This window comes from Stenotrophomonas sp. RIT309, from assembly GCF_000632045.1.
GTDB lineage: Bacteria > Pseudomonadota > Gammaproteobacteria > Xanthomonadales > Xanthomonadaceae > Stenotrophomonas > Stenotrophomonas indicatrix.
On record NZ_JFYS01000013.1, the window covers coordinates 61,123 to 79,919 of the forward strand.

The 18,797-nt window shown below is 65.8% G+C and carries 20 protein-coding genes; 8 read left to right on the forward strand and 12 right to left on the reverse strand.

From position 1 onward, the window contains the following. Nucleotides 1-10: 10 nt before the first annotated feature. The 4 genes from BW38_RS11550 to BW38_RS11535 form a co-directional block, all read right to left on the reverse strand. Entirely contained in the window at nucleotides 11-373 is a 363-nt protein-coding gene (locus BW38_RS11550; protein WP_025874933.1) for a DUF3088 family protein, read from the reverse strand. 166 nt (nucleotides 374-539) lie between these two features. Continuing rightward, the gene (locus BW38_RS11545; protein WP_051584989.1) at nucleotides 540-1,559 is read right to left on the reverse strand and encodes an LLM class flavin-dependent oxidoreductase; all 1,020 of its coding nucleotides are present in this window, start codon (nucleotides 1,557-1,559) and stop codon (nucleotides 540-542) included. Between the two features lie 9 nt (nucleotides 1,560-1,568). Next, nucleotides 1,569-2,150, reverse strand: a complete 582-nt coding sequence (msuE, locus tag BW38_RS11540; protein ID WP_032976122.1) for an FMN reductase — start codon at nucleotides 2,148-2,150, stop codon at nucleotides 1,569-1,571. Between the two features lie 51 nt (nucleotides 2,151-2,201). Continuing rightward, on the reverse strand, nucleotides 2,202-4,778 hold the full coding sequence (locus tag BW38_RS11535; protein ID WP_032976125.1) for a TonB-dependent receptor: 2,577 nt from the start codon (nucleotides 4,776-4,778) through the stop codon (nucleotides 2,202-2,204). A gap of 248 nt (nucleotides 4,779-5,026) precedes the next feature. Between BW38_RS11535 and BW38_RS11530 the strand changes: the two genes are divergently transcribed. Then, nucleotides 5,027-6,028, forward strand: coding sequence for a helix-turn-helix domain-containing protein (locus BW38_RS11530; protein WP_032976126.1), 1,002 nt, complete (start codon nucleotides 5,027-5,029; stop codon nucleotides 6,026-6,028). A gap of 75 nt (nucleotides 6,029-6,103) precedes the next feature. After that, entirely contained in the window at nucleotides 6,104-7,345 is a 1,242-nt protein-coding gene (locus BW38_RS11525; protein WP_032976127.1) for a hypothetical protein, read from the forward strand. Nucleotides 7,346-7,369: 24 nt separating this feature from the next. On the opposite strand, the gene BW38_RS11520 is transcribed toward BW38_RS11525, so the two are convergent. The 3 genes from BW38_RS11520 to BW38_RS11510 form a co-directional block, all read right to left on the reverse strand. Further along, entirely contained in the window at nucleotides 7,370-7,870 is a 501-nt protein-coding gene (locus tag BW38_RS11520) for a hypothetical protein (protein ID WP_032976128.1), read from the reverse strand. A gap of 91 nt (nucleotides 7,871-7,961) precedes the next feature. Next, complete coding sequence (locus BW38_RS11515; RefSeq protein ID WP_032976129.1) at nucleotides 7,962-8,549, reverse strand: TetR/AcrR family transcriptional regulator; 588 nt, start codon at nucleotides 8,547-8,549, stop codon at nucleotides 7,962-7,964. A 120-nt stretch (nucleotides 8,550-8,669) separates the two neighbouring features. Continuing rightward, nucleotides 8,670-9,623, reverse strand: coding sequence for an AraC family transcriptional regulator (locus BW38_RS11510; RefSeq protein ID WP_032976130.1), 954 nt, complete (start codon nucleotides 9,621-9,623; stop codon nucleotides 8,670-8,672). A 101-nt stretch (nucleotides 9,624-9,724) separates the two neighbouring features. Between BW38_RS11510 and BW38_RS11505 the strand changes: the two genes are divergently transcribed. Next, entirely contained in the window at nucleotides 9,725-10,570 is an 846-nt protein-coding gene (locus BW38_RS11505) for an oxidoreductase (RefSeq protein ID WP_032976131.1), read from the forward strand. 84 nt (nucleotides 10,571-10,654) lie between these two features. On the opposite strand, the gene BW38_RS11500 is transcribed toward BW38_RS11505, so the two are convergent. Both BW38_RS11500 and BW38_RS11495 read right to left on the reverse strand, forming a co-directional pair. Continuing rightward, nucleotides 10,655-12,424, reverse strand: coding sequence for an oleate hydratase (locus tag BW38_RS11500; protein WP_032976132.1), 1,770 nt, complete (start codon nucleotides 12,422-12,424; stop codon nucleotides 10,655-10,657). A gap of 120 nt (nucleotides 12,425-12,544) precedes the next feature. Beyond that, nucleotides 12,545-13,639, reverse strand: a complete 1,095-nt coding sequence (locus tag BW38_RS11495) for an NAD(P)/FAD-dependent oxidoreductase (protein WP_032976133.1) — start codon at nucleotides 13,637-13,639, stop codon at nucleotides 12,545-12,547. A gap of 82 nt (nucleotides 13,640-13,721) precedes the next feature. Between BW38_RS11495 and BW38_RS11490 the strand changes: the two genes are divergently transcribed. The 5 genes from BW38_RS11490 to BW38_RS11470 all read left to right on the forward strand — a co-directional run bounded on the left by BW38_RS11490 (nucleotide 13,722) and on the right by BW38_RS11470 (nucleotide 16,548). Next, nucleotides 13,722-14,177: a MarR family winged helix-turn-helix transcriptional regulator gene (locus BW38_RS11490; protein WP_032976135.1), complete on the forward strand. Its 456-nt coding sequence runs from the start codon at nucleotides 13,722-13,724 to the stop codon at nucleotides 14,175-14,177. A 516-nt stretch (nucleotides 14,178-14,693) separates the two neighbouring features. After that, nucleotides 14,694-15,149 (forward strand): SRPBCC domain-containing protein, encoded by a 456-nt coding sequence (locus BW38_RS11485; RefSeq protein WP_032976137.1) that lies wholly within the window; start codon nucleotides 14,694-14,696, stop codon nucleotides 15,147-15,149. Nucleotides 15,150-15,157: 8 nt separating this feature from the next. Then, nucleotides 15,158-15,472, forward strand: a complete 315-nt coding sequence (locus BW38_RS11480; RefSeq protein WP_032976138.1) for a metalloregulator ArsR/SmtB family transcription factor — start codon at nucleotides 15,158-15,160, stop codon at nucleotides 15,470-15,472. A gap of 2 nt (nucleotides 15,473-15,474) precedes the next feature. Then, a complete protein-coding gene (locus tag BW38_RS11475) occupies nucleotides 15,475-15,933 on the forward strand; it encodes an SRPBCC family protein (RefSeq protein ID WP_032976139.1) in 459 nt (152 codons plus the stop codon). A 75-nt stretch (nucleotides 15,934-16,008) separates the two neighbouring features. After that, the gene (locus BW38_RS11470) at nucleotides 16,009-16,548 is read left to right on the forward strand and encodes a chemotaxis protein CheW (RefSeq protein ID WP_081794555.1); all 540 of its coding nucleotides are present in this window, start codon (nucleotides 16,009-16,011) and stop codon (nucleotides 16,546-16,548) included. Nucleotides 16,549-16,609: 61 nt separating this feature from the next. Here BW38_RS11470 and BW38_RS11465 read toward each other — a convergent pair whose 3' ends face one another. The 3 genes from BW38_RS11465 to BW38_RS21110 form a co-directional block, all read right to left on the reverse strand. After that, nucleotides 16,610-17,392 (reverse strand): 3-hydroxybutyrate dehydrogenase, encoded by a 783-nt coding sequence (locus tag BW38_RS11465; protein ID WP_032976140.1) that lies wholly within the window; start codon nucleotides 17,390-17,392, stop codon nucleotides 16,610-16,612. Nucleotides 17,393-17,478: 86 nt separating this feature from the next. Beyond that, nucleotides 17,479-17,790, reverse strand: coding sequence for a hypothetical protein (locus tag BW38_RS11460; RefSeq protein ID WP_032976142.1), 312 nt, complete (start codon nucleotides 17,788-17,790; stop codon nucleotides 17,479-17,481). Between the two features lie 318 nt (nucleotides 17,791-18,108). Beyond that, nucleotides 18,109-18,780: a hypothetical protein gene (locus BW38_RS21110; RefSeq protein ID WP_235189938.1), complete on the reverse strand. Its 672-nt coding sequence runs from the start codon at nucleotides 18,778-18,780 to the stop codon at nucleotides 18,109-18,111. Nucleotides 18,781-18,797: the final 17 nt, after the last annotated feature.

Below are 18,797 nucleotides of genomic sequence, written 5' to 3' on the forward strand. Positions count from 1 at the left end.
ACGTCCTCGCTCAGGGATGGGCCACGGGAATGCCGAGCAGGCCATTCAGTGCCGCCAGGATCGGCTCGGCACCGGAGATGTACTGGCGTTGCTGGTACTCGCCACTGGCGTGCTCGTTGACCACGCCCTGCGGCAGCACCAGCTTCGGCAGCGACTGGTCCTGCTCACCGATCTCGGCGATCACCTCGCGGCGCGGCCGGCTGAAGCCGATGCGGCGCACATCCAGCTGTGCGTCCAGGCCCTCGATGCTCGACAGCGCACCTTCCAGCAGCAGGCTGTGCCGGCAGAAGAAGCGTTGGCCGGGCAGCTGGCCGTCCTCGAACTCGCGGTCCAGCAGGAACAGGATGGGTTTGTGGGTTGCGTCTACAGCCACGGGATCGTCCTCGTAGGGGCCGGCAATGCACTGCCGCTTCGATATCGATGCTAGAGAAGGACGGCCCGATGCCAGCGCCGGAACTCGACAATCCACGGTCGGATCCGGCCATGCAGATGCAGGTTGGCAATAAGCAGACTGCCGGCCGTTATGGGCGCGGGCGGCATCACGCCGCTTGCGCAGGTGCGCGCCAGCCCAGCGCCGGCGCGATGTCCTCGATCACCGTGGTGAGGATGCGCCGGTAGTCCTGCTCGGGCAGTTCATATGGCAGCTCCACCCGCAGCTCGTCCACCTGCTGCAGCAGCGGATCGGCCTGCAACCGCGCGATGATCTGCGCCGTGCTGCCGACCACGTCGGGTGCGAACATCGTGCGTCGCGGCCCTTGCGGGGCCAGGGTGCGCGCATGCCGCTGCGTACTGAAGGCCTCGATCCGCTGCCGCGTGGCCGCATCCACACCCTCGGTGGGCACCAGCACCCGCCCCACCGCCACCCGGCGCAGACTGCCCACTGGCAATGCCGCACGATAGGCCTGCAGGTGCTGCAGCTGGGCGCCAAAGAAGTCATCACTCAGCTCGGCACGGTTGACGTTGCCCAGCAGCAGATGCAGCCCCTGCTCACCCGCAGAACGCGCCGACTGCAGAGAGCCGGCGCCATACCAGACCCGGTCCACCAGCCCCGGCGCATGTGGCTGCAGACGCGGGCGATAGCGCGTGGCGGCGTTGCCGACTTCGGCATCGGCGGCGCCTAACGGTTCACCACGCAGCGCTTCCAGCAACCGCGCCACCCGGCCATGGGAAAAGTCGATGCGCGCAGGGTCGCTGTCGTACAGCAAAGGCCCTACCAGCTCCCCGTGCGGCGGCGCGCCAGTACTGACGCCTACCTGCAGCCGGCCACCGGCCAGCGCATCCAGCAATGACAGATCCTCGGCCAGGCGGAACGGTGTTTCGTAGCCCAGCTGGATGACCGCACTGCCCAGTTCGATGCGCGTTGTGTGCTGGCTGGCCGCCGCCAGGAACACCGCTGCCGAGCTGATGCCCGGTTCCAGGTGCCGATGGCGCACCCACGCGCCGTCATAGCCCAGCTGTTCGGCAAACGCGATCAGCGCCAACGTCGCGTCCAGGCCCGCGCGTGGTTGTTCCGGCAGATAGCTCCCGGGCGTGAGGAACGCCAGGTGCCGCAGCTGCACCGCCACGTCCTAGGCGATCCTGCGCAGCGGCGCAGGCAGCGCCGCCGCCACGTGCGCCACGTGTCCCGCCGCACGCTCGGCCGCCAATTGGATGCGTGCCTGCAGTGCAGCGCTGTTGATCCGGTCGCCGTCGAAGTCGGCCGGCGTGGCATACACCCCGATCGGCAACGTATGCGCCTGCAGGAAGCTGAAGAGTGGACGCAGCTGATGATCGATCACCAGCGCGTGGCGCTCACTGCCACCAGTAGCCGCCAGCAGCACTGGCGTATCCACCAGCGCGTCCAGCCCGATGAAGTCGATCAGGTGCTTGAACAGGCCCGGATAGGACCCGCGATACACCGGCGCGGCCGCCACCAGCAGCTGTGCAGATTCAATCGTGGCCAGCGCGCGCTCCACCTGCGGCTCCACTTCACTACGCTGCAGCGCCTGCCCCAGCGAGCGCGCGATCGGCGCCAGCTCGACCAGCTCCACGCTGATGTTGATCCGCTCACGCAGTTCTTCCAGCAGATGCCGCACCAGCAGCAACGTGCGCGACGTCGCCGAACTAGTCGGCGACCCCACCAATGCAACCACCTTCAATACAGAAGACATGACCCCTCCTCGGTAGCGCCGGGCCATGCCCGGCGACGTTTCACATGAACCTCAGAACCGGTAATTGACGCGCCCGTACCAGAACGTCCCGACGTTGCTCAGCACATCACCGCTGTCCCAGGTGGTCTCGATGCTTGCCACATCGGTGGCGCTGCGTGCGTACGCGGGCACCTTGCGGGTGCGCTTGTCGAACAGATTGTTGATGCCCAGCGCCGCGCTCCAGCCCGCGCCCAGCTCTACGCCACCGGACAGGTTGGTCACCAGCACCGGCGGCTGCTTGTACTCCACGCCGTTGTTCAGGCGCTTGATCGGGCCGTAGTAGGTGAAGTCCACGTTCGAACGCCAGCGCCCGTTCTGCCAGCCAAGCCCCGCCACCTGCGTGTACGACGGCGTGCGGAAGCGCAGCGCGTACTCACTGGATTTGGTCAGCAGGTTGATGTTCGGCAGTCCCTGCAACACCTGCGGAATCGCGCTCACCTTCTGGATGGTGGTGCGACCCACGTTGGCCGCGTAGCTCCAGCGCAGCTTGCCCCACTGCGTTTCCTGGTTGGCTTCCAGGGTCAGCTCCACGCCGCGCGTGCGGGTGTCGCCCACGTTGGTGAAGTAGCTGGCATAGAACGCATCACCGGGCAGGATGCTGATGCCGGCCGTGCCCAGCAGCGCGTCGATGGTGTTCTTCTGCGCGGCGGTCAGCACGGTGCCACTGTTGTCGGTCACCCGCGCCGGGTCCTGCGCGTTGTAGCCGATCTGGCTGGACTGGCCCAGCTGGCCACGGATGTCGATCTGGTACGCATCCACCGCCAGATGGAATGCCGGACTCGGGTCCCAGGTCACGCCGAGGCTGTAGTTGGTGGCCTTCTCCGGCTTCAGTGGCGTAGCGCCCAGCGCCACTGCTGCCGGCGAAGCGACCTGCGCCACCAGCGTGGTACCGCACGGGCAGCTGCCGGTGGCCTGGTAGAACTGCGCGCCCAGGCTCGGCGCGTGGAAGCCATTGCTGACCGTGGCACGTACGCCCAGCGCATCGGTGACGTCGAAGCGCGTGGTCAACCGACCGGTCGACACCGTGCCGAAGTCCGAGTGGTCTTCCCAGCGCGCGGCGGCGTCCAGGTACCAGCGCGACGTGATGTTGGTCGCTGCACCGGCGTACACCGCCTTGCTGTTGCGGGTGGCCTTCACCGCATCGGCAGTGGAGTAGCCAACAAAGGCAGCCGCACCAAAGCCAGTGTACGACTCCCACTGCCCTGCCCCGCGTTCGTACTGTTCGTGCTGGTACTCGGCACCGGCGCTCACTTCCAGTGGCGATGCGAAGGCCGCCACCTCGAAGCCGCGACGCAGATCAAGGTTGGCGATGCCCTGCTGGTAATCCAGCTTGCCGTCATAGAAGTCGGTCGGCGAGCCCGGGTACGGCAGCGAGTAGTTCACCGAATTGCGGGTGTAGGTGCGCACCGTGTTGCGGTTGCCGGTCAGGCTGAAGTCGTAGTCCCACCCCGCAACCTGGCCCTTCACCCCAGCCGTGCCGGTGTACTGCTTCTCCTTGGTTTCCAGCACCGGCAGGAAGCCATCGGGAAACACGCTCAGCACGCCCGGCGCCTTGTAGGTGGTGAAGATCGTTGCCGGCAGGCGGAAGTTCTGGATCGCCTGCGCGGTGCGGTCGCTGGCGGTCGCATTGGCGTAGAACTGGGCGTTCTCGCCCAGGCCATGGCCCACGTTCACCGCGAAGGCCTTCAGCGCATACGACGGCGAGCTGAGGATGATGTTGGCCTCGGCATCGCGCCCGGCCTCGGCCGGGTTCGGCGTCGCTCCAGCCGGCAAGCGGTTGTTTGGACGCAGCGCCACCAGGTTGCCGTTGCCATCCACGGCGGGATAACTCAGGTAGCCGTCGATGTAGCGTCGCGTACGGATCGCATGGTGCTGGCGCGTGCTCTCGCCGGACAGGTTGATGAAGCCGTCCTCACCCCACGGCAGGCCGATGTTGGCGCGCACGCTGGTGCGGCTGCCGTCGCCATCGGTGCTCTGCCCGCTCTCCACCGACACATCGCCACCGTGCGCCTGCGATTTCAGGATCACGTTGATCACTCCGGTGATCGCGTCCGAACCATAAATGGCCGAAGCGCCGTCGCGCAGCACCTCCACATGGTCGATGGCCGACACCGGAATCAGCGCCAGATCGGCCCAGGCGTGGCCGGGATAGCCGCCACCGTTGGCGCCACTGACATACGCGCTGGCGTTGCGGCGCTTGCCGTTCACCAGCACCAGCGTGTAACCCGGCGACAGGTTGCGCAGCTGGTAACCGCGGATCAGGCTTTCCTGGTCGCTCTGGTAACCGCCGATCTGGCTGAGCGATGGCAGGCTGCGCTGCAGCGCTTCCAGCAGGTTGGCCTGGCCGGTCGCGGCCAGGTCCTCGGCGGAAATCACGTCGATCGGTGTCGAGCTGTTCTTCACCGTGCGCGTGCTGGTGCGTGAACCGGTCACCACCACCGCATCCAGCGTGGACGCGGCAAGGTTGGCAGAAGTAGCAGTGGCCGCCGACGGTGCATCGGCCTCAGCCGCATACGCCGGGGCAGCGGCAAGAGTGGCGGCAATCAGCAGGGAGAGCGTGGACAGCGCAGGAATGTGGGCAGCAGGCATGGGGGCTCGTGGGGGTGGGCCGGAGACACGCCTCCATTCAAGAGCCCACGCCCAACACGCAACAGCGGATATCGCGTCATGTGACCGTCACATCGCGCCAGCCACATGACTGCTGGTAATGACCTTACGCAGCAACGTGCGCGCGTCCGGCGCCAACGGAAACCCGCCACCGGCCATATGCCGCACTGGCATCACCTCATGCCGCCACGACACGCTGGCGCAGGCACCTTCATCGGTAGCATCAAGCCATGCCCACCCTGCCTGCCGATCCGACCGCGCCCACCGTCGCCATCGTGGCCTGCCACGGCCAGGGCCTGTTCGAATTCGGCTGCGCGGTCGGCCTGTTCGCACCCATCCGCCCTGAACTGGGCGTGGCCTGGTACCGCACCCAGCTCTGCGCTGGCGAACCCGGTGCACTGCGCATGCTCGGCAGCGCGCAGGTGCAGCTGCCCTACGATCTGAGCGCCGTCGACGACGCCGACATCATCGTCATTCCCGGTTGGCGCGAACCCAGCGAGCGCCCGCCGCAGGCGTTGCTTGATGCCCTCACCCGCGCCCATGCGCGCGGCGCACGCATCACGTCCATCTGCTCCGGTGCATTCGTGCTCGCCTGGGCCGGTTTGCTCGATGGCCGCCAGGCCACCACCCACTGGCGCCTCACCGAAACGCTGGCGCGCGAATTTCCGCGCATCCACGTGCGCGACGATGTGCTGTACGTGGACGCCGGCAGCATCATCACCTCGGCCGGCTCGGCCACCGGCATGGACATGATGCTGCACATGGTGCGCAAGGATTACGGCGCGCGCGTGGCCAATCTGGTGGCCGAACGGCTGGTGCTGGCACCTTGGCGTGATGCCGAACGCAGCCAGCGGGTCAGCCGCGCGATTCCGCTGGGCGAGCCCACGCGGCTGGCGAAACTGATGGAATGGATGCGCCGCAACCTGCGCGAGCCGCATTCGCTGGGCAGCCTGGCCGAACAGGCAGCACTCAGCCAGCGCACCCTGCAGCGGCAGTTCCTGGAAGCCACCGGCCTGTCGCCCATCGATTGGCTCATCCGTGAACGCGTGGCCTATGCACGCGAACTGCTGGAAACCACCGACCGTCCGCTGCAATGGGTGGCCGAACAGGCGGGGTTCGGCTCGCAGGAATCGTTCCGCCGGCACTTCCGCGGCATGGTCGATGCCAGTCCCATCGAATACCGCAACCAGCACCGCAGTGGCCTCAGCGCCGACCGGCTGGTGGGCTGCTGACAGCACCTCCGTCTTTCCACACAGCCACCCAACCGGCAAGATGCAGGCACGCCCTGGCCTGCCGATGAAACGGTGATGACTGCTACCCCGTACAGGAACTACCGCTTCGGTATCGGCGTCTCGCTGGTCCTGGCCAGCCTGCTCGCCGCGCTTGGCCTGATCGCGGTCTGCACCCCGAATCTCGGCTGGGGCGTGGTGGCGTTGATCACCCTTGCGCTGTGGATCGGGGTGCCGCTGCTGGTGCTGCTCCTGCTGGCCTGGGGCCGCTACATGGTGCGCGAGCGCGGGCACGTGCCGGGCCGGGTGCATGCCCTGATGTTCGTGCCCACTGTCCTCGCCCTGCTCATCTATCCGCTGGGTGATTCACTGCGCGGGCGCTTGGATACCGCCACCGGTGGCTCACGTGCGGCCATCGCAGAAACGCACATCAACCTCAGTGGCCATGCACTGTGGCTGGACACCTCACCCTATGCCTCCACCTACTCCGGCGCGGGACCGGACCAGCCCATGCAAGGCGACACCCCCGAGCGCTTCGTTGCCTTCCACCGCTATCCGAACGCGCAATCCGATGCAGACAACGCCTTCCCCTACGACAACGCAAGGCTGAAGCCGGGCATCGACCGCTACCGCTATGGCGCGCCCTCCGAAGGCACTGCAAGCACCCTGCCACTGCGTCGCCAGTCCTATCCGGATACCACAGCGCTCACCCGCGTGTGGGGCACATCGGGCGGGCCAGGCATCGTGCACCTCTACTACCACTACGCAGACCACGTCGAGGTTGCCCCCGCGCTGGCGCGTCTGGCCGGCGCTACCGAATACGAGCTCGAGCGCAGCCGCGTGGAAGGGCTGGTGCAGTTCAAGACGCACAACTACGGCGCCGCGCCGATCGTGCGCCTGGAAATCAATGGCGCGACGCTGGACATCGGCGACGACGCCATCGCGCCCATTCCTGCGCCCCCCGCCGCGTGCACGGCGTCCAACCACACCACCGGCGTCGCGCTGTTGAATTTCGACCAGCCGCTGCAGGTTCGCTGGCAGACTGCCGCCGCACCGCAGGTATGGCATCGCGCACGCGTGCAGGTTCCTGCATTCCGCCAGCCACAGCCACTGGATGGCCAATCCACCCTGCAGCGTGTGCTGCTCTATGTTCTGCCCGACGGCACGATGGCAGCAGAGCGCTACGTGGAGGTGCTCGCGGGCGATTCCCGGCGTGGCATCAAGGCCACCGGCCTGCCTGCCAATGCGGCGGCACACGCGACGTGTGGCAGCGCCTACGCCACTTACGGCGAAGACGCGCCAGCGCCGCTGGCGGACTGATCATCCGGACTGTCCGTTGCAGCGTCAGACGCGTGCGCGTGCGTTGCCCGCATGTATCCGCCAGCACTGCGCCACAAACCCAACCGCAAACACCACCGCGCACCCCAGCAACGTCTGCAGGATCACCGGCGCCAACGGCGCAGCCGCGATCGGGTGCGCCACCGGCAAGCGTGTCAGCGTTTCATTCACACCCGGCACCAACGACAACAGGAAGCTGAAAGACAGCGCGAACGTGGACAGATAGGGCGCCAACCGCCCCAGGAACCGCAACCGGGCTGCCAACACCCCACCGAATGCAATCAGCAGAATCACCACACCAAACGCGTGGCCAGGATTGAGGCCCCCGGTGCTGGAGACGGTGAACGAGGTCACCACCGACAGCACCAACCCCAGCAGATAGAGCTTGCCAGCGCGCGTAGCCGGATCAATGGCCCGATACCGGATGAAACCGAACAGGCCGGCAGCGATGGGAACCAGGCTGATCGCGGTGTGCACGATGCCCAAGGAAGAAAGCGGATGACTCATGGCGACCTCTGCTGGAGTTTTTAACCTACTAGTAGGTAGGCTAAGTGGACAAAAAAGAAGGCCCGCTCCATGCAGGCCTTCGTCGAAACATTCAGACCGCCGGCACCAGCCGGGCAATCGACAACCGTGCGAGCGCCGCGAACGTCGCCGCATCACCAAACCCACGCGCGGCCAGCATCGCGCCGTGCACCGAGGCCATGAACGCCTTGGCCTCATCCGCAGGTGTGCCCTGCAGCCTCAGCCGCCCCTGCGCCGCACCCTTTTCCAGCGTGATCGTCAGCCAGCCGCTCAGATCCTCGAAATGCCCGCGCACTTCATCGGCAATCTCGTCGGGGATCATCGGCGCTTCGGCCGCCAGCATCGCGCAGATGCAGAACGACGAGGTGCCACCGGAAATGCAGCTGGACCAGTAATCCACGTAGGCGTTGAGCGCCAACAACGGATCGCCCAGCTGCCGGTCGAGCAGCGCCAGGCCTTCCCGTGCCTCTGCCCGGTACAGCTCCACCACCGTCCGCACCAGATCCGCCTTGCTGGGGAAATGGTGGTGGATGCTGGCCTTGCTGATGTTCACCCGCGCGGACACGTCGGCATAGCTGAAACCGTTGTAGCCACCGGCTTCCAGCAGCGAACGGGCGTGGGCCAGGATCTCGTGGGCCTTGGGGGACAGTGACTCTTTCATGGGTACAAACCTACTAGTAGGTAGACGCCCTGTCAACCGACTCGTTCGCCGGGCATGGCCCGCCGCTACCTGACACGGGCGTCTCTGGTAGCGCCAGGCCATGCCCGGCGAGCGCAGCGGTCAATGCGAAGACACATACAGCGCATCGGCTGGCGCCGGCGGCAGCGCAAAACTTCGCCGCATGCGCGCCACCTCGGCCGCCGGCGGCAACCCGAACAAGCGCTTGAACTCCCGATTGAACTGCGACGGGCTGGCGTACCCCACCGCCAACGATGCCGCCTCGGCCGTCATGCCCTGCCGCAGCATCAGCAGCCGCGCCTGGTGCAGCCGCGTCGACTTCACGTACTGCATCGGCGAGGTACCGGTAATGCTGCGGAAGTGATCATGGAACGTGGCCACGCTCATCTCCGCCTGCGCTGCCAGCGCATCCACATCCAGCGCCGTCGAGTAGGCCGCATGAATATGCCGCAGCACCTTGCCGATGCGGCCGAAGCGCCCGCGCATCGCCAACGCCTCGCGCAGCGCCCCACCCTGTGCGCCGGTCAGCACCCGGAAATACAGCTCGCGCACCAGCGAGGGCCCCAGCACGTCGGCCTCCAATGGATCGGCCAGCGCTTCCAGTAATCGCAGCACCGTGGCCTGCATCGCAGGCTGCATCGGGCTGGACATCATGCTTCTTGCCGGCGCTTCGGTGCTGGCAGTGCGCTCGCCCAGTTCTATCAGCAGATCTGCGGCCAGCTGCAGATCCAGATGCAGGTAGATCGCCAGCAGCGGCGCCTCGGCCGTGGCCTCGGTCTCCATGGTGAAGGGCACCGGCACCGACACTGCCAGGTAGTGCTGCGCGTCGTACTGGTAGACCTGCCCGCCCAGATAGCCGCGCTTGACGCCCTGGCAGACGATCACGATGCCGGGGTCGTACAGCACCGGCGTGCGCGCCAGTGGCCGGTTTGAGCGCAGCAGCCGCACCCCGGGCACTGCCGTCAGCGTGTAGCCCTCGTCCACGGCCAGCGCCTGCAGCAGGCCGACCATGCGTGCCTGTGCCGGATGTTGCAGCGGATCGTCAGCCGGCCTCATCAGGGGCTCCAGAGGAATAGGCAAGAAAGCCCGAAGCTTAGGCCTGGGCGGCCGCGCACTCAATCACTAACGTGCAACTCCCCAGCCACGAGCCCTCAGCCATGACCGCATCCCGCCTCCTCCTCATCACCGGCGTCAGCAGCGGCTTCGGCCGCGCCCTGGCCCAGCAGGCCCTGCTGGCCGGCCATCGCGTGGTCGGCACCGTGCGCAGCGAATCTGCCCGCCAGCAATTTGCGGCCCTCGCCCCCGGTCGCGCCTTCGGCCGCCTGCTGGATGTCACCGACGCCGCGGCCATCGATGCACTGGTGACCACCGTCGAAGCCGACATCGGCGCCATCGACGTGCTGGTCAACAACGCCGGCTACGGCCACGAAGGCATCCTCGAAGAATCCACGTTGGACGAACTGCGCCATCAGTTCGAAGTGAACGTGTTCGGTCCCGCCGCGCTGATCAAAGCCGTGCTGCCGCACATGCGCGCGCGCCGCCGCGGCCACATCCTCAACATCACCTCCATGGGCGGCTTCATCACCTTGCCGGGCATCGCCTGGTACTGCGGCAGCAAGTTTGCGCTGGAAGGCATCAGCGAGGTGCTGGGCAAGGAAGTGGCGCCGTTCGGCATCCATGTGACCGCGATCGCGCCGGGCTCGTTCCGCACCGATTGGGCCGGCCGTTCGATGGTGCGGGCCTCGCGCAGCATCGGCGACTACGACGCGCTGTTCGATCCGGTCCGCAGCGCACGCGAGGAAAAGAGCGGCCATCAGCTGGGCGACCCGATCAAGGCCGCGCAGGCCATGCTGCAGGTGATCGACACCCCCAACCCACCCACGCATCTGCTGTTGGGCAGCGACGCCCTCCACCTGGTACGCGGCAAGCTGGCCGCCATGACAGAACGCATCAATGCCTGGGAGAACCTCAGCCGCTCCACCGACAACGCGGCGTTGCGGTAGCGCCGGGCCATGCCCGGCGAGCGAAGCGGCCACTGCGGCGCGAGACGCCGGGCATGGCCCGGCGCCCCCCGACGCCCCGCTACCTCAGTCGTCCTGCACCAGCCCGAACTCGCGCAGCAGCCCACCAATCTGGGTCTTGTCCAGCTTGTTCATCAGCAGGTTGCGCAGGAACGCCGGCCCCGGAATGTCCAGTTCCTTGCCATCGCGAAGACGCCCGGTCGCGGCCAGCAGCGTGCGCACGTCGTAGGTGGAATTGAACACCTCCGGCACGCCGCGCTCGATGCCCAGCAGCGTGTACACCGCTTCCATCGGCGTGCGCACCGAATACTCGGTGGTGAAGATGCAGTCGCGCTGCTTCGATTCGGCGAACTGGCCGATGAAGGCGAAGTTCACCGCACCCTCCGGCACCACGTCCGGGCGGTCACCGGCCTGGCGCGGCATAAAGAACGCAGTGATGTACGGCATCATCACCGGCACCGTCTTCGCCCCGGTCGCCGCCAGCTCGTCGATCTCCTCCACCGGCACACCCAGGTGGTACAGCCATTCGCGGGTGATCTCCTCGCCGGTGCAGTCCTCCATCGGCTTGTTCACGTAATCGCCCGGCGTATCCACGAACAGCGAATACACCCACACCACGATCTGGTCCTTCGGCTGGTTCTTGAAGTGCGGCTGGCGGTTCACCGTCCAGCTCATCAGCCAGCGCGAGTCGCGCACGCTCACGATGCCGCCGGTCACCACCTTGCCGCTGAACGGATCGCGCTTGGCAATCTTCTCGATGTACGCCGGAATGCGCGCGTCCAACGTGGTTGCCGTCGCCGATTCCCACTTGGTTTCCGGTATATGCGCACCGAATACATCCGGGCGCCCGAACGCCGCATCCTTGGCCGCGATGCGCCGCCACAGGTCCCACGCCGGTGCCGGGCCTTCATTCAAGCGCGCAGCGGTGTGGTGGTCGCCGTTGTCGGAATTCTCGGTGAGCGAGCCGATCGTCATGAACACCAGATCGTCCGCGCCCAGGTCCACGCCACTGGCCAAGCCATCCCGTGTCCAGTGGATGCGCGTGGCCTGCTTGCGGCCCTCCTGCAGGTCGAAGTCAACATCGGTCACTTCAGTGCCGTACTGGAACCGCACGCCGCGCTCCTGCAGCCACTTCACCAGCGGCAGCACCAGCGATTCGTACTGGTTGTACTTGGTGAACTTCAGCGCCGAGAAATCCGGCAGCCCGCCGATATGGTGGATGAAACGATGCAGGTACAGCTTCATCTCCAGCGCCGAATGCCATTCCTCGAACGCGAACATCGTGCGCCAGTACAGCCAGAAATTGCTGTCCAGGAAATCGCGACCAAGCACTTCGTTGATGCGCTTGTTCTCCATCTCCTGCCGGGTGGCCAGGAACAGCGCGATGACGTCCTTCTGCGCCTGCTCGCTCAGGGTGAACAAGCCATCGGTATGCGCATCTTCGCCACGATTGATCGTGGCACGCTGCAGCGAATAGTTCGGGTCGTCCTTGTTCAACCAGTAGAACTCGTCCAGCACACTGGCATCGTCGATTTCCAACGACGGAATCGAACGGAACAGATCCCACAGGCACTCGAAGTGGTCTTCCATCTCGCGGCCGCCGCGGATCACGAAACCCTTCTCCGGCACCTTCAGGCCATCCAGCGCGCCACCGGCAATCTGCTGCTGTTCCAGGATGGTGATGCGCTCGCCGGGCATGCGCCCATCGCGCACCAGGAACGCCGCACCGGCCAGCGAGGCCAGGCCCGAACCCACGAACCAGGCCGTCTTGTTGTCCACGCCCGCTGGCTTGCGCGGGCGCGCGAAGGCCTCGTAGTTGCCACTGCTGTAGTACATGCGCGTCTCCTTCCTGGATGGGGTAGCCCCCACTCTAGCGCCGAACCGATGTACCGCATCCTGCAGAAAGGCTGCGACGCAGTGACGCAGGTGCTTCCCGTCCCCGCGTTGCAAGCGGCCTCAACCCCCGTCAGCCGTCGCCTCGGTAGTGAACCAGCGCTGGAACCCGTCGATGGCGTCCGGCATCAGCGCGCTGGCGCGCTCACGCACAATGGACTCGGCGTGGCGAATGGCACTCACTGCATCCGGCTGCGCGCACAACGCCATCGCCACATCCGACGCGTCCAGCATCGCCAGGTTCACGCCCACGCCCACCGGCGGCATCAAATGGGCAGCATCGCCGATCAGCGTCACGCCGTTGCGCGGTGTCCAACGGAAATCCGCCGGCAGGCTGTAGATCGGCCGCCGCACGAAGTCGGCGCACGCCTCCAGCAGCCGCCGCAGGTTCGGTGCCCAGCCGGTGTAGCTTCCGGTCACCAGCGCGCGCATGCCTTGCTGCGCGATCTGCGCATCAAGCCAATCGGAAGGCCGCTTCAGCGCCGCATACACGCAGAATCGATCGCCGCTGTTGCGCTGCACGAACAACGCCTCCTCACCGCCAAAGCAGAACAGGCTGCCCTGCCCCACCATGGCCGCGATATCCGCCGCAGGCTGCGCGATCCATCCTTCAAAGAAAGTAATGCCGGTCGGCAGCGGCTGGCACGCACTCAACGCAGCGCGGACTTTCGACCACGCACCATCGGCACCGATCACGATGTCCGCCTCGGCCTGCACACCATTGGCGAAGCGCAGGCTGTGGCGGTCCGCATCTGCAGGTTCCATTGCGCTCAGGCAGTGACCCCACTGCACCGCGTCGGCCGGCAACGCATCCAGCAGCAGCTGGCGCAGGTCGCCGCGGTCGATCTCCGGCTTGTCCATGCTGCCCTCCGGCCCGAACCCACCTGCGGTAATCGCCCCGGACCACGGATCACCCACCCGCGCCTCCTGGCCCTCATGCCGCGCCACCGCCCGGAACGCCTCCAGCAGACCAGCCCGCTGCAGCGCCACCTGGCCGGAGTCCTCGTGTAGGTCCAGCGTGCCGCCCTGGGTGCGCTGCTGCCCGGACGACTCGCCCTCGTACACGCTCACGCGGTGGCCACCGCGATGCAGGATGAGCGCAGCGGTCAGGCCGGCGGGGCCTCCACCGATGATGGCAATACGTGGAGAGTACGGCATGAGACGGCCTGCAGATTGGTTGATATATCAACCGTAAAGCGTTCGAGTTGACACGTCAACCAACCACAGGCAACGTGAGCGCATGACCCCACCTACCATCACCCCTGACGAGTGGGCCGCTTGGCGCGGCTTCCGGCGCATGGCCGAGATCACCTCCGGCCGCATCGTCCACGACATCACCCGCAGCACCGGGCTTTCCAGTGCCGACTTTGTCGTGCTGATGGAACTGAGCAAGGCCAAGGACCGCTGCCGCCGCCAGCGCGACCTGCAGGACTACCTGGAATGGGACAAGACCCGGCTCTCGCATCAGCTCACCCGCATGGCCGGCCGTGGCCTGATCGAGCGCGACACCGACAGTGACAACGTGGTGGTGATCCGCATGACCGCAGAAGGCCGCACGCAGCTAGGCGCAGCGCGGCCGGTACACGTCGCCAGCGTGCGCCGGAATTTCCTCGATCATCTTTCAGCCGATGACCTGGCCGCGCTGCAGCAGATCACCGACAAACTGCATGCAGCACTGCAGGACGCAGAGAACTGAGACGCCGCCAATCGCCCGCGGCGACCTGGTAGTGCCGGCCGCTGGCCGGCAACCGCAATCACCCCACACTCCCAGGCTGCCGGCCAGCGGCCGGCACTACCCAGACCGACAATCCACGCCGCGTCATTGACCGGTAGTGCCGGCCGCTGGCCGGCAGCTGCAATCCCCCACTTCCCCCAGGCTGCCGGCCAGCGGCCGGCACTACCCCAACCGACAATCCACGCCGCGTCATTGACCGGTAGTGCCGGCCGCTGGCCGGCAACTGCAATCACCCAACTCACCCAGGCTGCCGGCCAGCGGCCGGCACCACCACGATCGACAATCCACGCCGCTGCATTGACCGGTAGTGCCGGCCGCTGGCCGGCAACTGCAGTCCCCCAACTCGACCAGGTTGCCGGCCAGCGGCCGGCACTACCACGACCGTGCGTTCACGGCGGCGGAGTTGACATGCAGGCATTTACCTGCCTATTGTGATCCCAGGGACGGCACCCCGCCGCCCACCGTGGAGCCGCAGTCATGGTGGATATCGCACACAGAGTCGGCATCAACGCCCCATCAGCCCAGGTCTACCAGGCCCTGGCCACCCCCGAAGGCATCGCCGCCTGGTGGGCCGAGGACACCACCGGCGACCGCCACCCCGGCGGCACCGTCACCGCCCGCTTCACCGCCAACGGCCAGGAAATTGGCGCCATGCAGATGAAGCTGCTGCAGCTGCAGCCGAACGAGCGGGTGCTGTGGGAATTCATCGACGGCCCACCGGAATGGATCGGCACCACCGCGCGCTTCGCCCTGCACCAGGACGGCGACTACTGCATCGTGCTGTTCAGCCATGAAGGCTGGAAGGAGCGCGTGGAGTTCATGCACCACTGCAGCACCAAGTGGGCCATCTTCCTGATGAGCCTGAAATCCCTGCTGGAAACCGGGCGCGGTCAGCCCAGCCCACACGACGTCAAGATCGACAACTGGAACTGAAAGCCCCCATGGATGCAGACAAGGTGTTCAAGGCACTGGCCGACCCCACGCGCCGCACGTTGTTGGACCTGCTCTGCGAGCGCAACGGGCAGACGCTGGGACAGCTCTGCGAGCACCTGCAGATGGCCCGGCAATCGGTTACCCAGCACCTGGGCCTGCTGGAAGACGCCAACCTGATCAGCACCGTCAGGCGTGGCCGCGAGAAGCTGCACTTCATCAACCCGGTGCCACTGCACGACGTCTATACGCGCTGGGTAAGCAAGTTCGAGCAGCAGCGCCTGAGCTTGCTGCATGACCTCAAACAGGAACTGGAAGGACAATGACGATGAGCGCTGAATCCACCCGTTTCATCCACGTGATCTATATCGCCTCCACGCCGCAGAAGGTGTTCGAGGCCATCACCCGGCCGGAGATTGCCCGCACCTACTGGGGGCACGAAAACGTATCGGACTGGAAACCCGGCTCGCGCTGGCAGCACGTGCGCGCCAATGACGAGCGCAAGGTCGAACTGGTCGGCGAAGTGGTGGAAAACACCCCACCCTCGCGACTGGTGATCACCTGGGCCGCCGCCTCGCAGGCGGACAACCCGAACGCCTACAGCCGGGTGACGTTCGAGATCGTGCCGTATGAGGACATGGTCAAGCTGACGGTGACCCATGACGAGCTGGAACCGGGCAGCGGCATGGATACCGGCATCCGCCAGGGCTGGCCGATCGTGCTGTCGAGCCTGAAATCGCTTCTGGAAACCGGCAAAGGCCTGGACGTATTCGCCAAGCCACAGTAGTGCCAGCCCATGGCTGGCAATCCGCCCACGGCCCAAGCCAACCCGTGAAGGCGCCTTGATCCCGCTGAACGACGCATGCAACGCGTGCTGGCCGCTCATCCGCAAAGTACGCGTTACGTCACGTCAACACGGCATCATTGCGTTGCAGTTTCAATACCCTTCCACAGGTTCCTCTTGCAGCCCTCTTCCCCTTCGGCCGGTGAACCGGCCCCGTCGTCGCCGGCCTTCATTGAAGTTGTTGTTGTGCGGGCCGGTACCCACCTGTTTGCCATCGATGTCGAAGCCGCGATTGAAATCCGCGGCCCGGAAACCTTTGATCGCCCCGGCAGTGGCGCGCGCCCGCACCTCACCGTGCGCGGCCACGCACTGCCGGTGGTCGACCTGCGTCAGGCCATTGGGTTGTCCGCATTCGCCCACGGCTGCCCGGCCATGGTGCTGGTACAGAACGGCGCGGAGACCTTCGCCCTGGCCGTCGACGAGGTACGGGACATCGAAAGCGTGCCACGCCACAACGTGCGGCCCGCTGCGGACACCCCGTTCCGGTTCTGCAGTCATCGCGTCACGTTGAATGCGCTGGGCGAGATTCCCTTGATCGATCCCAGTCGGCTTCGATAACGCCGAACCACGCACCGACCTCCCGGTAGCGCCGGGCCATGCCCGGCGGGCAGCCGGCCAGCTAGCGCGCCGTCCAGCCGCCATCCACCGGAAGCGCCGTGCCCGTAATCTGAGCCGCAGCATCCGAGGCCAGAAAGACCACCATTTCCCCCAACTGCTCGGGCGTCACGAACTGCAACGACGGCTGTTTCTCGGCCAGCAGCGCGCGAGCGGCGGACTCCTGGTCCGTTCCCTCGCGCTCCGCCAATGCGGTGATCTGCTGCTCGACCAGCGCCGTTCGCACCCACCCCGGGCAGATGGCGTTGGCGGTGATGCCCGTGCCCGCGTTCTCCAGCGCCGTTACCTTGGTGAAACCCACCACGCCATGCTTGGCCGCCACATAGGCCGACTTGTTCACCGAGCCAACCAGTCCATGCACCGACGCGATGTTGATGACGCGACCGAATCCCTGCTGCTTCATGTGGGGCAAGGCTGCCGCGGTGGCATGGAATACCGCCGACAGATTCAGCGCCAGGATCGCATCCCACTTCTCGACGGGAAATTCCTCGATCGACGCGGTGTGCTGGATGCCCGCGTTGTTCACCAGGATGTCAATGCGCCCCATCGTGGCAACGGCGTGGGCGATCATCTCCCGCACCGCCTCACCATGGGAAAGGTCGGCGCCATCATGCGCCACACGCACACCGAACTCGGCTTCCAGGCCGGAGCGGATGCGTTCGATCTCCTGCGCATCGCCAAAGCCATTCAACACGATGTCGGCGCCCTGCCGCGCCAGCGCGGTGGCAATGCCAAGACCGATACCGCTGGTGGAGCCGGTAACTACCGCGACTTTTCCATTGAACATGGGCGAGCTTCCATCGGGCGTAGGCAGCCAGTGTAGCTTCACGGCCCCGCCCCTTTGAATGGCGCTGCCCGTGTCGCGGCCCACAGCTAGAAGAGGATGCCCGCTCGATCAACGGTCGCGAGCGGATTGGCTTTCCGCACCGCCTCCAGGAAGAGCAGGAAGTCGCGGTTGAACAGCGTCAGGTTGTTGGTGAACGTTACGCACCTTCTGCCCGCTGCTTTGCTGAAGCACACCTGCCAGACATAACGCTCGTAGATGACATCGGAGGTTCGGGTGACGGAGGTGATCTGCGTGAGCGGAACCGCCGTGGGCATTGGGCCCCGATGCAGATAGAAGGTATCTGTATCAAAGAAGTAGTGCTCTCGATCCTCTTTCCCATTAACCATCACCAAGGTCATGGACGTACCGGAAATCCGCCGAGGCGGGTTCAAGCGCAGCCCAGATTCCAACGCGGAACGGGCTCTCAGTGTCCTTCGCCGCTGAATGAACCAGATGGTCAACAACGGAAGCGCCGCAAGGACAATCAAGCCTACGGTCTTCAAAACAGTCTCCAATGTGCTTGGCACACAGATCTCCAGGGTGAACGTTCAGGCATTGGCGATGCCCAAGTAGATCCACGCCACGCGTGGATGCTCTGGCTTCAACGCCCCATCACTTCCAATGATCCGGCCCCAGGAACGGCAGGCTCAACACAAACACCGGAACCGCCACAGGTATCAACGCCGCGCCCAGCACCTTGCCGGCCGCCGTACCGCCCCTGGCTTATCCGCCTCCTCCGGCTGGATCCGCTCAGCCCGCGCGGTAATCGACTGCGGCAGCTTCGCCTTCGCGGCCAGCGCAGCAGCGTCCGGCAATTGCACCCGCTCGCCATCCCCCTCGAACAGCGCGCTGTAATAGCTGCCACCCTTCCTGGAAAGATTGCAGTCCGGGTTGGCCGCCAGTTCGTAGCGGCTCCGCGCTTCAAGGATGTACGGCCGGCGCGTCAACTCGTCGATGGCCTTGGCCACTCGTGGACTGATCTCCAACCGCTCCAGCTTGAACTGGGCAGCTTGCTCCGGCGTCACCTGCTCTGGCCGCAGCAGCAGCGCGTAGCTGCCATGCACCTTGGTGCGTTCAGCCGGAACGCGCCAGTCTTCACGGATGTACAGCTGCGCGCAGACCACGGCCTCGCGCAGCGGGCTGTCCATCAGCGCGCGGTAATCACGGAACGGCGCCGCATCAAAGCGCATCGGCTCGTCATAGACAGGCAACAGGTACAGCTTGCCGTCGTCGGCCACGAACGCGCTGGTGATCTCGCGACTGTAATGGCGATACTCCGGCCCACTGGCGCAGCCAGACAGCAGGGCGAAGCACAAGGCGGAGTGAATGAAGAGGACGAACGTTCGCATATCTGTTGAAGGGCTTC